This window comes from Methanoregula boonei 6A8 (assembly GCF_000017625.1).
GTDB lineage: Archaea > Halobacteriota > Methanomicrobia > Methanomicrobiales > Methanospirillaceae > Methanoregula > Methanoregula boonei.
This window is the reverse complement of record NC_009712.1, coordinates 572,023-585,684: the sequence shown is the minus strand read 5'-3', so window position 1 is coordinate 585,684 and position 13,662 is coordinate 572,023. Positions and strand designations below refer to the sequence as shown.

Genomic DNA, 13,662 nt, shown 5'->3' with positions numbered 1-13,662 from the left:
CTTGAGAAATTCGCGGATCGAAAATACCCCCCTCCTCTCCATTGGGGGGGTCAGCACAAAAAAAGCCGGACCCCCTTGATCTATTGTGAAGGGGAACTACCCCCCTCATGTCTGGGAGCAAACGAGACAGGGATCAAGGCATACTGCACGTCCGTGCAATGAGGTATGGACGTATAATCGTTGAGAGTTAGAGAAAGCCGGCTCCCTTCCGGTTTTTCGGCTCCATAAAAATATTTTTTAGGGACCGCGCATCCCGCATACAAAAAAGAAAGCGTCCGGGCCGTTATCCCGCGAATACCCGCTCCCAGAGCATCACCACGATCTCAAAGGCAATAAGCAGGATCACCACCCACTCAAGGAAATGGGAGTGCTGGATCCTGACCTCATCGGAGAGCATCGAGTAGTTCTCCCGGATCACGTCGATCTTCCGGCTCACGCTCTCGCTCCACTGGCCACTTCGCAGGATCTTCAGGGCTGCTGCATAGACACGGGCATAATAGACATCCTCGGTCACCTTGATCAGGTTGTCAACCTTCTCGATCGTCTCCGAGATCTCCGCGGACGTTTTCATCTGGTGTTTCATGATGGCATGGTACTGGCCGCCCCGGTTAAACCAGGACAACCGGTCCGCATGCTCGATATCGTCGTACATCCGCGCCATCTCACGGGTCAGCTCCCGGTCATAGTACCGGAGTTCGAGCACCTGCACGTTTGCAAACTCGATGAGATCGATAATATCGGTCGGGCTCTCGGGGCCGCACAGCAGGGCAGAATCCCACGAGATCACGGCAAGATCCTCGTTTGAATAACTGAGGGAATTCTTTATGATATCCTCCCGGATCTGGGGCGAGACACAGGTCCGGTCCCCCAGCAGGAGCGGCACCGGGTCGATGGTGTCGTCCCGCCGGTCGGTCACGTAGATCGTGTAATCCTCGTAAAAGTCCGGATCAATCGCGAAATTCTTGATATGCGGCTTGATGATCTCCCCGAGTGTATTGAGGTACTGGAGGAAGAAATCCGAGAGCCCTTCCTGGCCGGCAAACCGGAACGCGATCTCCTCGAGTTCCCGGTGATCTGCCTGCTCGTCATCGTAGATGAAACAGAGGCTGATGACGCCGATATCATAGACACGGGCAACTGCGGAGAACTCGTACGAGCGCCCTTCCCGTTCCACCGTGACCGGCAGCATGCGGATCAGGAGCGGGGACGACTCGATCATAATGGACTTGGGCTTGACCCGGACAAAACTGGTACGGGCAGTAAAATAATTCCGGGCAAGGGACTTTTCCAGCCAGTCGATATCGATCTCCCGACCGATATCATAGATGCGGTAAAACCGGAGTGAAATCATGCTTCGCGCCTCCGTATGAAAGATTCGCGATATGGCAGTACCATTGTTCCCGAAGCACGATAAAACCTTATATCGCTCTTGTGCAGACCGGCCCGGGAGGTTACAGGTGAGGAAGTTACCCGGTTTGTCCCGCCCCGGGGTGCTTTATATGCCGGCAGCACAAACCAACGATGGAGAGATGGGAATGTACACGGATTTTTTGTCTGTTGGCATGGTCACGGTTATCGGGCTCATGGCAGGTACGGCAATAGGCATCTTTATCGGGTACCTCGCAAAGCTGCAGCGGCCCAGCTGGGCTGATATGACCAACCGCGAAAAAAAACTCAATATCGTACTGGTCATTGCCTGTTCTGCAATCTGTATCACCGGACTTGCGTGGCGCTTCCTCCTGAACTAACCCCCTTTTTTCCGTAGCACTTTTTTTTCACCGGTTCCGGATGCTGGTTGGCCGGGAAAAGAACGCCCGACCCCGGAGTGACAGATTGATGAGACCGGACATGCAACAGGTAACGGTACATGCGGTAACCCGCAAGGATCGCACCAAGAGGGCAGGCACGTGGAGACCGGGGCATTTATTAATGGCATTATCATCGGTATTGCGCTTGCGGCGCCGGTCGGGCCCATCGCGTTTGTCTGCATCCAGCGTTCGCTTGCCTACGGGCGCCTGCACGGCATTGCGTCGGGGCTGGGTATTGCCACTGCCGATACCATTTATGCAGCCGTAACTGCCTTTGGCCTCGCCCTCATCTCCGATTTCCTGCTTGCCCGCCAGTGGTTCTTCCGCCTGTTTGGCGGGCTTGCCCTTATTGTGGTGGGCATTAAGATCTTCCTTGCCGGGCCCCCGGAGATTTCCCCTGCACCGGAAAGCGAGTCCTTTATCACGGATTATTCCACGATGCTTGCCATCACGCTTGCAAACCCGCTCACCATCGTTTTTTTTACCATCATTATACCGGGTTTTGGCGTGGTGCTCAGCGGGACTACCGGGGTCACTCCTGCGCTCTTTGTCACCGGGGTCTTTTTAGGAGAGATCGGCTGGTGGATCTTTTTATGCGGGACGCTGGGCTCCATGCGGGAGTACCTGACCCGGGAGCGCCTGCACCTGATAAACCGGCTCGCAGGCTTTGTGATCGCGGCATTCGGGGGGGTAATGATCGCCTCCCTCTTTATCACCAGCGATATTCTCTGACTCAGCAGGAGCGGTAATGGGCAGTGACCATCGGGGTGGTCCGGCCCCCCCGGACCCGGTTCTGCCACAGCGCGAGGATAATTCACTTGCAAAATAGTTCACTTATTTAACCATTAAACCGCAAAACTACCTCAGGAAGTGGACACCAGATGACCCAGGACATGCGGGACCGCACAGCCGACGCACTTCTCGCGCTCATTCCCCTGTATTACAAGAACGTGATCCGGCACCGGCCCCCGATTGCCGGCATCCAGCTGGCCCAGGTACATACACTGGGGATCCTAACGAAAGCAGGATCCCTGACCATGTCCGAGATCGGCAGCCGCCTCTATATCTCGCGGCCTTACATGACGAGGCTTGCCGACCAGATGATCGCCGACGGCCTGGTGGAACGCCGGCCGGATCCTGACGACCGCCGGGTGATCAAGCTTGCCATAACCGAAAAAGGGAAAAAATATCTCCGGCAATCGATCACCTGGTTCAAAAACGATCTTAAGAAGAACCTGTCCGGCTTAAGCGACAGCGATATCGGGAAACTGTGTACAGCGCTGGAAGATACGTACCGGATCCTTTCATCACTTCAGGCAGGGTGAAAACGATGCCACTCTTTGGACACAAAAAAGATCTCGTACCGGCTGCGCCGGCGTTCCCTGAGTCCCCAACCGGGACATCAGTAAGTCCATTTGGGAACCCGCAGGTGCACCAGGTGAGCACGGATGGTTCGGAGATCATACGCATCGAACACCTTTCCAAGGTCTTCAAAAGCAAGATCAAAACGGTTATCGCCGTAAATGACGTCTCCTTTGAGGTAAAACGCGGGGAGATCTTCGGGCTGCTTGGATCAAACGGGGCCGGGAAGAGTACGCTTATCCGGATCCTCACAACCCTGCTAGCCCCGACCTCCGGCCAGGCATTTGTCAATAATTACGATATCACCAGAGATCCGGAGAGCATCCGGGCTATCATTGGCGTCTGTCCCCAGAACTATACAAGCGACCTGGAATTAACCGCATACGACAATCTCGAATTCTACGGAAAACTCCAGAACGTCCCGGACAGCACCCTGCCGGCCCGGATCATGGAACTTCTGACCATGGCCGGCCTTGCCGACCGGGCCTACATGCCGGTCGCCACATTCTCGGGAGGAATGAAACGCAAGCTCGAGATTGTCCGGGCATTCATCCACCGCCCGCTCATCCTGTTCCTGGACGAGCCCACCATCGGTCTTGACCCTGAGGCCCGCAGGGAGGTCTGGCAGCAGATCATGATGCTCAACCGGGAGAACACCACGATCATCCTTACCACCCATTACATGGATGAGGCTGAAAAACTCTGCGGCCGTATCGCGTTTGTGGAGCGCGGCAAACTGATCGCCCTGGATACCATGGAAAACCTCAGGAAGCTGATCCCCGCTGGCGACCTCATCGAAATCAGTATCGATCACATGGATCCCCTTGCAGAAGAAGAGATCCGCACGCTCGATCTGGTCAATGCAGTAACGGTTGTGGAGCACAACGTGACGATCTCGGCAACAAACGGCAGCCAGGCAATACTTTCCATCCTCGGCGTATTTGATAAGTACCGGATACCGGTGATCTCTATTTCGATCCGGTCCCCCTCGCTTGAGGATATCTTCATCTACCTGACGGGAAAGGGCCTGGATAACGGCAGCGGGGAAGAGAATGATGCGGCCGGCCCCGGCGGCAGGAGGCGAGGGCCATGATGCCCGGGATACTCAAGAGCGCCATTGCCATATTCCGGCGGGACATCAAGAAATTTCTGAGTAACCCGTTCATCATCATGATGACGCTCCTTATGCCCATCATGTACCTGGTGGTCTTCGGGAACGCGATGGGAGGAACCCTCACCCACATCCCGGTGGGGGTAGTTCAGGAAGTTCCACCGTATAACGATACGCCGCTCTTTACCAGTGCCGCATACCAGCTCAACCACATCAGCCAGGGAAGTAATAACGATGCAGAAAAACTGCTGGATGTCACCGTATATACCGATGAAGTCCAGGCCAAACAGGATTTGGCGAACGGGAAAATATCGGCAGTAGTCGTATTTCCCGCTTCTGTCTCAAACGATAACGCAGTACGGCTGTACGTGGACAGTTCCGATTCTGTGACCCCCTCGCTCGTTGAAGAGGCAGTGACATCGGTCCTGCAGGGCCTTGGGGCAAATAACCCGATTACTGTCGATAAAATCTACGGTGATATCAAGTATATCCAGTTCTTTGGCGTGGGCGTAATCATGATGGCGATCTTCTCCGCAACCTCATTTGGCGGCGGGCTCGCACTCATCAGGGACCGGGAGAACGGTATCCACGAGGGATACCTGGTCACCCCGATCAAACGCTCCAGTATCGTCGTGGGGATCATTGCCAGCGGCACCGTACGGGCATTTGTTGCGGGCTTTACCATCTTCTGGATAGACCTGCTGGTCACGGGTATCATCCTCCAGAGTTTCCAGGATTTCCTGCTGGTCCTGCTCGTGATCTTCATTGCCTGCGTGGGAGTGACAAGCCTTGTGGTCTCCTTTGCCTCCCGGTTCTCGGCCCAGCAGGAGTACCAGTCGGTCATTGTCTTCCTCAACCTGATCCTTTTCATGACCTCGGGCGCATTCTACCCAGTGACCGGCATGCCGGGCTGGCTGCGCTGGATTACCACCATCAATCCGGAATATTACGGGGTCAATGCTCTGCGGAGCATCATCCTCAGGAACCAGGGACTCAACGTGATCGGGATCGATCTTATTGCCCTCCTGATCTTTTCGACCGCCATGATCATCCTTGGCGTTGTCACTTACCGGCGCACGCTGGAATAAGGCCCCATCATCCTCTTTTTTTTTGGCTGTTGATGCAGGGCCGGTTATTGGAGGGAGTCCAACGGATCCCGGGCAGCTGTCCGACAGAATTTGGATAACCTGATATCGCTGGAGAAATAACCCATTAGAGCAGGGACATTTGCGCGCATGCCAGAGACTACCCGTACCATTGCACTCATCCAGATGGAGATCGGACCGGATCCGGACAGGAACCTCAACGAGGCACGTGAGCGTGTGGAAAAAGCGGCGCAAAACGGGGCACAATTTATCTGCCTTCCCGAACTCTTCCGTACCCGGTACTTTCCCCAGCAGATCGGCACTCCCGTACAATCGCTTGCAGAGACGATCCCCGGCGAATCAACTGACGTATTTACCCGGATTGCAAAGGAGTACAAGGCAGTTATCATTGTCCCGGTCTTTGAACGATCTCCCCTGGGTCACCTGGAGAACGCGGCAGTTGTTATCGATGCCGACGGCAGTCTCCATGCGCCCTATTACAAGGTCCATATCCCTCAGGACCCGAAATTCTTTGAAAAAGGGTATTTCTATCCCGGCAACCACTATGCCGTGCATGCCACCCGGTACGGGAAGATCGCCGTTCTTATCTGCTACGACCAGTGGTTCCCCGAAGCGGCACGGTGCGTCTCCCTTGAGGGTGCGGAGATCATCTTCTACCCGACGGCGATAGGGAATCCCTGCACCGAACAACCCTCCGAAGGGGACTGGCAGGAGGCATGGGAGATCATCCAGCGCAGCCATGCTATAGCAAACAGCGTGCATATTGCCGCTGTCAACCGTGCCGGCGGGGAAGGAAACATCCGGTTTTTCGGGGGATCCTTTATCTGCGACGCATTTGGGAAAGTGCTGGCCCGGGCCGGCGATGCAAACGAAACGATCACGGCTACGGCAGACCTGGAGCTAAATGAATCGATCCGAGACTCCTGGGGATTTTTCCGGAACCGCCGCCCGGACACGTATGGCGCCGTCTGCGCACGGGTACCTGAACACGATGCAACGGCACCCATTCCCCGCAAAGGGGATACGCCGAGAAAGCTGGGGTATTCCATGCCCGCCGAATGGGAACCGCATGAGGCAGTCTGGCTCTCGTGGCCGCACAACAAATTCACCTTTCCCGACCTTGACAGGGTTGAGGAGGCATACATCCGGTTCATTGCCGGGATAGCCCCTTCGGAACGGGTGGAACTCTTTGTTCCCACACCCATGGCAAACAGGATGGTAAAGGCACGCCTCCGTACTGCCGGGGTAGACCTGTCCCGGGTGACGCTGCGGACGATCCAGTATGCCGATGTCTGGATCCGCGATTATGGCCCGACGTTCGTGGTAAACCCGGCGCTGAAACGGTCGGCAATGGTGCACTGGAGGTTCAATGCCTGGGGAGAGAAATACCCGGACCAGATCGCTGACGGGCATGTTCCCGATGACATGAACCGGTGGCTTGGCCTGCCCGTCTTTACACCGGGCATTATCCTTGAAGGAGGATCGATCGATACCAACGGGCGGGGCACGGTGCTGACCACGCAGGCCTGCCTCTTAAACCGGAACCGGAACCCGGAGCTCACCAAAGACGAGATCGAGGAATATCTCAAAGAATACCTTGGCGTAGTAAAGATCCTCTGGCTCAACCGGGGAGTGGCCGGCGATGATACGGACGGGCATGTTGATGATATTGCCCGGTTTGTCTCTCCCACCACGATCGTCTGTGCCTATGAGGAAAACCCGAAGGATGAAAATTACGCTGCACTCAACGAGAATTACGAGATCCTCCGGGCTGCAACTGACCAGGAAGGCAACCCCTTTACTATTATAAAACTCCCCATGCCGGCCCCGGTAATGAGCGAGGAAGACCGGTGCCCGGCCAGTTACACGAATTTCTACATCGGCAATACCGTGGTCATTGTCCCGGTCTTTGATGATCCCCAGGACAAAGAAGCGCTCCGGATCCTCCAGGAACTTTTCCCGGACCGGACGGTCATGGGAGTAAATGCCCGGGCCATGGTGGAAGGGTATGGAACCTTCCATTGCGCCACCCAGCAGCAGCCCCGGACATAAGTTTTCCGGTTCATGCCGTAAAGGGGATTTTAAAAACCCTTCAGTGCCGCCGCATCAGGAGAACACACAGTCCGGCAATGCCAATACCAGCAAGAATGGTTGGGACAAAGACCGGCGACTGCGTGGTTGTCGGGGTTGCCTCAGGTGAGGAGGAGGAAGCGGCCTGCAGAGTTGGTTGCGCGCTAGCGGTAATTGAAGTAGTCGGGATCGTGGTCGGGGGAACCGTGGCAGGGGTACCGTTTACCGAGAGCGCAGCCGTGCCGGCCGCCGCGGTTGTTGCCAAGGGTACCGTTGTTGAAGAAGCCGTTGTTACCGTTGTGGTCACCGAAGAGATGGACGTGGCATTTGTCGTTGCGGTTGGAACCGGTGCGTTGGCTATAGATCCAACCATTGCCGATACAGGCATCGCAACTGCCAAGGCCAGAACAAGAGTGCATAACAGGATCCGTTTTAACGAGAAGTGCGGAGTCATACGGGAGCATTGGATGCCGGGAGATATGAGAATTATGGAAAGGGGTCTGCAAATCCCAAGTTCCACAGACGAGGTTTCCGGATGAAAACGGGAAGCGCGGAAAACTACTTACTCCCCCGACACGACATACCGCTGGAACCCCTGTCAAGACGCCCGTAAGTTCGTTGGATGCTGAAGGAACGTGATGATCTCCTGGATATCGGGAACGCTGTGAAGCGGATAGATCTTTACAAAGGTAACCTTCCGGTTCTCATCGATGATAATATTGGCCCGCTCAGAGAACCCGTTTGCATCCCGGAAGATCCCGTAGGTCATGGCAACATGGCCGTGGGGCCAGAAATCGCAGAGCAGGGGCGTGTGGGTGATCCCCAGGTTCTCGGCCCAGGCCTTCTTGCAGGGAACGGTATCAACGCTGAGCCCGACTGCCATGGTGCCAAGCGAGGCAAGGATATCCCGGTTCTCCTCAAGCGATTTCATCTGGGCGGAGCAGTAGGGCGTCCATGCAAGGGGATGGAAGGAGAGGAGGACTTTTTTCCCGGACTGTTCGAAGAGATCGAACGTGCTATCGTTCTGGTCTTTAAGTTCGAAATTCCGCGCCGGATCGCCGGTCCTGATCAGTTGCTGCTGCTCCATCATGTCACCTGTATAGGGGGAATCTACCCCATGGGATATGAGCGTTCGCATCGCGGAAGTACCCTGCCCCCGGCCCGCGGGCATGTTTATCCCCGCCGGATTGCAATAAGAAAACAGCACAGATATGCTCCGGATCTCACCGGAGAGACACAGGAGATGCCATTTATGCCGGAACAAGGCACACCATCCGAAGAACCGCAGGATACCCAAAAAGAACCATCCCCGCAGGCCATGAGCCCCGGCCCGCTTAACTTCTGCATTATTCTCACCAGGGACGGCCGGATTGACCGGCTTATCGACCGTCCGCTGGAAGAGTATTTTGCCGCTCTTCCCGAGGCGAGCATTGCCTGGATCGATTACAGCACCAAAGACGACGCCGGGGAGATAGAAAGGATCGCTCAGCAGGCTGGCTTCTCCAAGCTCCCAATCCCCAAGCTCTCGACCGGGTTTTACTCGGCCTACGAGGACTACGATACAGAGCTGGGGATTATGCTCCCCTCGGTGACCATGAAAAACGACAATATGACGGTCCACCCGCTCTTTGTCCTGATCCGGGAAAATTTTATCCTGACCGTCCATTCCGAGGATATCAACCGCCTGCTCCGGTTCTCCCGATATGCCCAGCCATTCTTCAAGCGCATCAGCTCCGCATGCACCTGCGACAAGATCACCCTCATGCTCGAACGGATCATTGACGAGAACAATGACCGGAACTTCGAGTACCTCCGGGAGATCGAGATGCATGGGGATGCGATCAGCAAATCCCTGATCGAAGAAAACATTGCAAAACGGCAGATCGCCCACCGGATCTACCGGATGAAGCACGTGCTGATCGATTACCTCAACGTGCTCTGGGCCACAAAAGACGTGATAAACTCGCTCCAGTACGGTGATGCAGACCTGATCACCAACGACGAGAAGCTGCTGGGAAGGATCGGGATCCTTTCAGACAATATAGAACGCCACATCGAGTTATCGGAACAGATGTCCAATGTCCTTGCATCAGGACTTGAAGTGATGCAGAGCATCTACAACAACCAGCTCCAGAGCCTCAACAACCGGTTCGCTCTCGTTACTGCCTATCTTACTGTCCTTGGCACAGCGTTCCTGGTGCCAAATACCATAGCCACAATAGCCGGCAGCGGCGTCATGGGCGGGCAGATGGCCGCCCAGTGGTGGTACATTCCGCTCCTGGCTACTTCGACGATTGTTGCGACCGCCGTTTCGTTCCTCTGGGTCGTGCACGTCTGGAGATCGAGAAAGGAGGAACTCTGACCTTCTCCCGCGGAGGCTCTTCCCGCCGGACCCGGGCCAGCTCGGGTTCGAGCCATGCCCCGATGCACTGCCGGACCACGCCAAGGCTGGCGTCGCTGTCCAGATAGACAGCACCGATAATGGCCTCCACGGTATCGGCAAGGATTGTATCCTCGCCCGATTTCCAGAGATCCTTTTCCCCCCGGCCCAGCCGGACAAACCGCCGGATCTTCAGGCGCCGGCCGATCTGTGCAAGGCTTGCGTTATCTTCGAGCTGCTCCTTTGCCCGGGTGATTGCGCCCTTCTCCTGGAGCCCTTTTTCCATCAAAAACAGGATCAGGCTGGTCTTGAGCACGGCATCGCCAAGCGTGCTGTAGGCATCCTGGGTCAGGCAGATCCGGTTTTTCTGGATCACCTCGTTTGCGTACGCGGAGTGGGTGAGCGCCCGGATCAGGTGCTGCTGCTCGAAAAAATGGTACCCGATGATACGCTCCAGTTCTGCCAGGTTCTCCTTTTTTTCCATGCTCTTCATTCATCGTCCGCGAAATAACGATATAAATACCGCGGACGAAATGGAGCCCACAGGGATACCGATACACCGGCATCTATAGGGGCAGGATATCTGTAAGGATCTGGATACCGATCAGGATGAGAATCACGCCACCGAATATTTCCGTCCTGTTTCCGAGAAGCTTCTCAAGCCGCATACCGCAGAATACGCCGGCACAGGAGACGACAAAACAGACGAGACCTATTGCAAGCGCCGGCATGAGGACGGTACTTCCGAGCACCCCAAACGAGACCCCGGCAGCAAACGCATCGATACTGGTGGCAAGGGACAGGAGGATAACCGGGATTGCGTGGAGACCGGAGAGGGTTGGCTCATGTTCCTCCCTGATACCATCATAAATCATCTTTATTCCGATACCGGCAAGCAGCAGGAACGCAATCCAGGAACCGTAGGAGGATATTTCCGTGTACAGGGATGCACCGGCAATCCAGCCGGCAATGGTCATCCCGGCCTGGAAAATGCCAAAACTTGCGGCAATGACCAAGGCGGATCTGACCAGAGGCAGGCGTTCTGATGTCCCGATCGCAAGAGCGACGGCAAAACAGTCCATCGAGAGCCCGATCCCGATAAGGCTGCTGGTGAGAAGATCCATGTACTACGGTTAAGAACTGGGATGGAGCGTCTCATAAAGGCTGGGGCAGACGGGGCCCTTAAACACAATAGTACCGAGTGCACGGTACACTGGAATCAGCATGTCTTTTCACCGGGTGCCACGTGGAGATCCAGCGCCGCCGAGTTCATGCAGTAGCGCTTGCCGGTTGGCTTTGGGCCATCGTCAAAGACGTGCCCCAGATGTGCCCTGCACCGTGCGCAAAGCACCTCCGTCCGGACCATGCCGTTGGACCGGTCGGTATGGGTACGGACATTAAGGGGCGATACCGGTGCAGAAAAACTCGGCCAGCCGGTACCGGAATCAAACTTGGTGTCCGAGGAGAAGAGCGGTGTGCCGCAGCAGGCACAGCAGTACGTGCCGGGCGCCTTGCAGTCATGGTATTTCCCGGTGAACGCATACTCCGTTCCCTGTTTTCGCGCAACCGAGAACTGTTCCGGGGTCAGCTGCGCCTGCCATTCAGCATCGGTTTTCTGGATGACCGTCCGTTCTTCCACGCGGCCGGTCTCTGGATCAAAGATCGGCACAACTCCTGCCCCGCCTTCTGTCTTTGGCGTATTCTGTATCATACGGGATTCCTGCCTTTAGGCAGGTAAAGGGAGGCGGGAATGATAGACCCTCCGGTCGTGACATTGATCTGTTTACATCCCAAAGAAACTGAGGATCCGGCGTTTGGGGTCCTGGTAAAAGATCCGTGCCCCGTCCTTGATATTCCGCACATCCTCGATAGTATAGAGGAGGTCCGGGTATTCCCGGGATATAATAGAGAGCAGGCGGGAGAGCTCCTTTCTCGGTACGATCATAAAGATGATGCTGACCGAACCGGAAAAACTGCCGGTGCCCTCGATCCGGGTCATGCCATACCCCAGCGTGGAGAGGCGGGACATGAGCGCCTGCGGATCGGAGGGGGTAATGAGTCGGACAATCACGTACCCGATCGAGATAAGGTTCTCGATTTCCATACCCAGCACCGTCCCCATGCCGTAGCCGGCAAGGTACGCAAAAAGGTTCCAGAACTGCATCAGGTCGGTGAGCACAAGGCCGGTGGAGATCAGCCAGATCCCCGTCTTAACGATGCCGACATATGCTGCGAGGTTCGCATGGCCTTTGCTGATGTAGATTGTCCTGACTGATTCAAGGCTTGCCTCGGCGATCCGGGCTACAAGGATGAGGAGGGGTATCGCGGCTACTGACCAAAAGGTACCAATATCCATGCGTCGTTCCTAACCACAATAATCGAACCGGATCGGTTGTATAATTTACGGATTGGATCTTTGGAGACGGATGGTCTGAAAGGGAAACCCCGGCCGAGTCCGCAACTGCAGGGTGGGGGTGACCTCACTCTCATATTAAAACGGGTGGGGGGGTACCCCCTACCCCCCTCGTCCGCAAACAACACACCTGCTCCATGAGGATCCACGCGAATCACAGGATCACCGTAATGGAACCATACGGAGGGGATCATTCCCGCATTCATTTCACCATCTTAATCCCTGTCCCCGCCACACTCACTAAAAAGGGCGACCCTCAATGGCATTCCGGTGTCAGCAGTGCGGCGAATGCTGCAGTTACATGGGAGAGATCATCGGGATCGAAGAGCGGATCGATCCGGTGAGGTTCCGGATCCGGTTCTCCGTCACCGGTGAGGAACGGAGGGTTACCCTTGACCCGGATAAGGCAGATCTCTTCTGCACGCAGGATATCATGGCAATCCGCCCGATGGCCTGCCCGTTCCTCAGGTTCCACAAACCGCACGAGGCCTGCTGCACGGTTCATGGAACCCGCCCCGATCTCTGCCGCCAGTATGACTGTTTCCGTGTTCTTATTCTCGACAGGGAGGGCGTCCCCTGCGGAAAGGTTCCGGACCGGTCACGCGTTCTCTCCACACAGGATGCCGGCCTCCACGGGATCTGGAGGCAGGAAGTGGCAGGCGTGGATATCCCAAGTGAGTCTGCATGGGAAGCACACGTAGAAGAAGTATTTTCCCGTGCAGGATACCGTGTGGTACGGTAGGCACACACTCCGCCCGTTTCCAGAATCTCCTCTTTCCGGTCCCGGTTTTTTCCCTTGTCTTACCCACTATGATCTTCAAAAACCCCAATCTCACGGTTGTTTTTTCAGGGGATGCGATTTCCCCTATCACAGGCAAATAAACTGTATGCAGGTTTATACAAAACCGGCAATGCCCATTGACGGCAGGGGGGCAGCGTGTGACGGCACCTACTTTCACGGCACCCGGCGGGCGTTTATTAACGCCCAATTAGAGGAAGATCTCTTGCAATGAGAAGAGGCGTACATCTTGCAATCGGAGTCCTGGCATTCTGTCTCTATGCCGGGCTGGAAAGCCAGCTGTACGGGATGTCCCCGGGGCTGGTGTTCCTTGGGTTATGTGCTGTTTTCACCGGTTCGCTGATGCCAGACCTGCTGGAGAGACCCACAAGTTCGCGGCACCGGGGATTCTTCCACAGCAAACGGGCATTAACAGGGTCGGCAGCGGTGTTCTGCCTTGCCGCACTGCTGTTTTTACTGCCGGAGATTCCGTACCGGACCGTAATCTATGCCCTATCCGCGTTTACCCTTGGGTACCTGCTCCATCTCTGTGCAGATTCACTGACCAGACGGGGACTTCCGGCATGATCACGGGATTACATCCGGATATCTGCTTAAAAAAAGGGGATTTTTC

General features: G+C 55.7%; 16 protein-coding genes. 10 read left to right on the top strand and 6 right to left on the bottom strand.

All coding sequences use genetic code 11. The features are described from left to right. Window positions 1–283: 283 nt before the first annotated feature. Window positions 284–1,351 (bottom strand): hypothetical protein, encoded by a 1,068-nt coding sequence (locus MBOO_RS03200; RefSeq protein WP_012106157.1) that lies wholly within the window; start codon window positions 1,349–1,351, stop codon window positions 284–286. A 148-nt stretch (window positions 1,352–1,499) separates the two neighbouring features. Here MBOO_RS03200 and MBOO_RS03195 point away from each other — a divergent pair, with 148 nt between their 5' ends. The 7 genes from MBOO_RS03195 to MBOO_RS03165 all read left to right on the top strand — a co-directional run bounded on the left by MBOO_RS03195 (window position 1,500) and on the right by MBOO_RS03165 (window position 7,996). Beyond that, window positions 1,500–1,748 (top strand): hypothetical protein, encoded by a 249-nt coding sequence (locus MBOO_RS03195; protein WP_012106156.1) that lies wholly within the window; start codon window positions 1,500–1,502, stop codon window positions 1,746–1,748. Window positions 1,749–1,907: 159 nt separating this feature from the next. Continuing rightward, window positions 1,908–2,540 carry a LysE family translocator gene (locus tag MBOO_RS03190; RefSeq protein ID WP_012106155.1) on the top strand — a complete coding sequence of 211 codons (633 nt, stop codon included), beginning with the start codon at window positions 1,908–1,910 and terminating at the stop codon, window positions 2,538–2,540. A 149-nt stretch (window positions 2,541–2,689) separates the two neighbouring features. Then, complete coding sequence (locus MBOO_RS03185; RefSeq protein ID WP_012106154.1) at window positions 2,690–3,133, top strand: MarR family winged helix-turn-helix transcriptional regulator; 444 nt, start codon at window positions 2,690–2,692, stop codon at window positions 3,131–3,133. A 5-nt stretch (window positions 3,134–3,138) separates the two neighbouring features. Further along, window positions 3,139–4,263 (top strand): ATP-binding cassette domain-containing protein, encoded by a 1,125-nt coding sequence (locus MBOO_RS03180; protein WP_012106153.1) that lies wholly within the window; start codon window positions 3,139–3,141, stop codon window positions 4,261–4,263. Further along, window positions 4,260–5,369, top strand: coding sequence for an ABC transporter permease (locus MBOO_RS03175; RefSeq protein ID WP_012106152.1), 1,110 nt, complete (start codon window positions 4,260–4,262; stop codon window positions 5,367–5,369). The genes MBOO_RS03180 and MBOO_RS03175 overlap by 4 nt, the downstream gene beginning before the upstream one ends. 147 nt (window positions 5,370–5,516) lie before the next feature. Then, window positions 5,517–7,439: an agmatine deiminase family protein gene (locus MBOO_RS03170; protein ID WP_012106151.1), complete on the top strand. Its 1,923-nt coding sequence runs from the start codon at window positions 5,517–5,519 to the stop codon at window positions 7,437–7,439. Between the two features lie 95 nt (window positions 7,440–7,534). Then, window positions 7,535–7,996, top strand: a complete 462-nt coding sequence (locus MBOO_RS03165) for a hypothetical protein (RefSeq protein ID WP_048068241.1) — start codon at window positions 7,535–7,537, stop codon at window positions 7,994–7,996. Between the two features lie 59 nt (window positions 7,997–8,055). Here MBOO_RS03165 and MBOO_RS03160 read toward each other — a convergent pair whose 3' ends face one another. Further along, entirely contained in the window at window positions 8,056–8,628 is a 573-nt protein-coding gene (locus MBOO_RS03160) for a redoxin domain-containing protein (protein ID WP_232385621.1), read from the bottom strand. An 81-nt stretch (window positions 8,629–8,709) separates the two neighbouring features. On the opposite strand from MBOO_RS03160, the gene MBOO_RS03155 reads away from it, so the two are divergent. After that, window positions 8,710–9,819 carry a CorA family divalent cation transporter gene (locus MBOO_RS03155; RefSeq protein WP_232385620.1) on the top strand — a complete coding sequence of 370 codons (1,110 nt, stop codon included), beginning with the start codon at window positions 8,710–8,712 and terminating at the stop codon, window positions 9,817–9,819. Here MBOO_RS03155 and MBOO_RS03150 read toward each other — a convergent pair. The 4 genes from MBOO_RS03150 to MBOO_RS03135 form a co-directional block, all read right to left on the bottom strand. Continuing rightward, window positions 9,740–10,321 (bottom strand): ribonuclease III domain-containing protein, encoded by a 582-nt coding sequence (locus MBOO_RS03150; protein ID WP_157677577.1) that lies wholly within the window; start codon window positions 10,319–10,321, stop codon window positions 9,740–9,742. The genes MBOO_RS03155 and MBOO_RS03150 overlap by 80 nt on opposite strands. An 82-nt stretch (window positions 10,322–10,403) precedes the next feature. After that, window positions 10,404–10,961: a manganese efflux pump MntP gene (locus tag MBOO_RS03145; RefSeq protein ID WP_012106146.1), complete on the bottom strand. Its 558-nt coding sequence runs from the start codon at window positions 10,959–10,961 to the stop codon at window positions 10,404–10,406. A gap of 95 nt (window positions 10,962–11,056) precedes the next feature. Beyond that, window positions 11,057–11,548 carry a peptide-methionine (R)-S-oxide reductase MsrB gene (gene msrB, locus MBOO_RS03140; RefSeq protein ID WP_012106145.1) on the bottom strand — a complete coding sequence of 164 codons (492 nt, stop codon included), beginning with the start codon at window positions 11,546–11,548 and terminating at the stop codon, window positions 11,057–11,059. Between the two features lie 72 nt (window positions 11,549–11,620). Continuing rightward, complete coding sequence (locus MBOO_RS03135; RefSeq protein ID WP_012106144.1) at window positions 11,621–12,193, bottom strand: DUF2179 domain-containing protein; 573 nt, start codon at window positions 12,191–12,193, stop codon at window positions 11,621–11,623. Window positions 12,194–12,509: 316 nt separating this feature from the next. Between MBOO_RS03135 and MBOO_RS03130 the strand changes: the two genes are divergently transcribed. Both MBOO_RS03130 and MBOO_RS03125 read left to right on the top strand, forming a co-directional pair. Continuing rightward, window positions 12,510–12,992, top strand: a complete 483-nt coding sequence (locus MBOO_RS03130) for a YkgJ family cysteine cluster protein (protein ID WP_012106143.1) — start codon at window positions 12,510–12,512, stop codon at window positions 12,990–12,992. A gap of 267 nt (window positions 12,993–13,259) precedes the next feature. Next, window positions 13,260–13,616, top strand: coding sequence for a metal-dependent hydrolase (locus MBOO_RS03125; protein ID WP_012106142.1), 357 nt, complete (start codon window positions 13,260–13,262; stop codon window positions 13,614–13,616). Window positions 13,617–13,662 lie beyond the last annotated feature (46 nt).

Bases quoted from the DNA above. Each gene is read 5' to 3' on its own strand.
- MBOO_RS03200 (WP_012106157.1), bottom strand. From the start codon at position 1,351: ATGATTTCACTCCGGTTTTACCGCATCTATGATATCGGTCGGGAGATC.
- MBOO_RS03195 (WP_012106156.1), top strand. From the start codon at position 1,500: ATGCCGGCAGCACAAACCAACGATGGAGAGATGGGAATGTACACGGAT.
- MBOO_RS03185 (WP_012106154.1), top strand. From the start codon at position 2,690: ATGACCCAGGACATGCGGGACCGCACAGCCGACGCACTTCTCGCGCTC.
- MBOO_RS03180 (WP_012106153.1), top strand. From the start codon at position 3,139: ATGCCACTCTTTGGACACAAAAAAGATCTCGTACCGGCTGCGCCGGCG.
- MBOO_RS03175 (WP_012106152.1), top strand. From the start codon at position 4,260: ATGATGCCCGGGATACTCAAGAGCGCCATTGCCATATTCCGGCGGGAC.
- MBOO_RS03170 (WP_012106151.1), top strand. From the start codon at position 5,517: ATGCCAGAGACTACCCGTACCATTGCACTCATCCAGATGGAGATCGGA.
- MBOO_RS03165 (WP_048068241.1), top strand. From the start codon at position 7,535: ATGGTTGGGACAAAGACCGGCGACTGCGTGGTTGTCGGGGTTGCCTCA.
- MBOO_RS03160 (WP_232385621.1), bottom strand. From the start codon at position 8,628: ATGCCCGCGGGCCGGGGGCAGGGTACTTCCGCGATGCGAACGCTCATA.
- MBOO_RS03155 (WP_232385620.1), top strand. From the start codon at position 8,710: ATGCCGGAACAAGGCACACCATCCGAAGAACCGCAGGATACCCAAAAA.
- MBOO_RS03150 (WP_157677577.1), bottom strand. From the start codon at position 10,321: ATGGAAAAAAAGGAGAACCTGGCAGAACTGGAGCGTATCATCGGGTAC.
- MBOO_RS03145 (WP_012106146.1), bottom strand. From the start codon at position 10,961: ATGGATCTTCTCACCAGCAGCCTTATCGGGATCGGGCTCTCGATGGAC.
- msrB (WP_012106145.1), bottom strand. From the start codon at position 11,548: ATGATACAGAATACGCCAAAGACAGAAGGCGGGGCAGGAGTTGTGCCG.
- MBOO_RS03135 (WP_012106144.1), bottom strand. From the start codon at position 12,193: ATGGATATTGGTACCTTTTGGTCAGTAGCCGCGATACCCCTCCTCATC.
- MBOO_RS03130 (WP_012106143.1), top strand. From the start codon at position 12,510: ATGGCATTCCGGTGTCAGCAGTGCGGCGAATGCTGCAGTTACATGGGA.
- MBOO_RS03125 (WP_012106142.1), top strand. From the start codon at position 13,260: ATGAGAAGAGGCGTACATCTTGCAATCGGAGTCCTGGCATTCTGTCTC.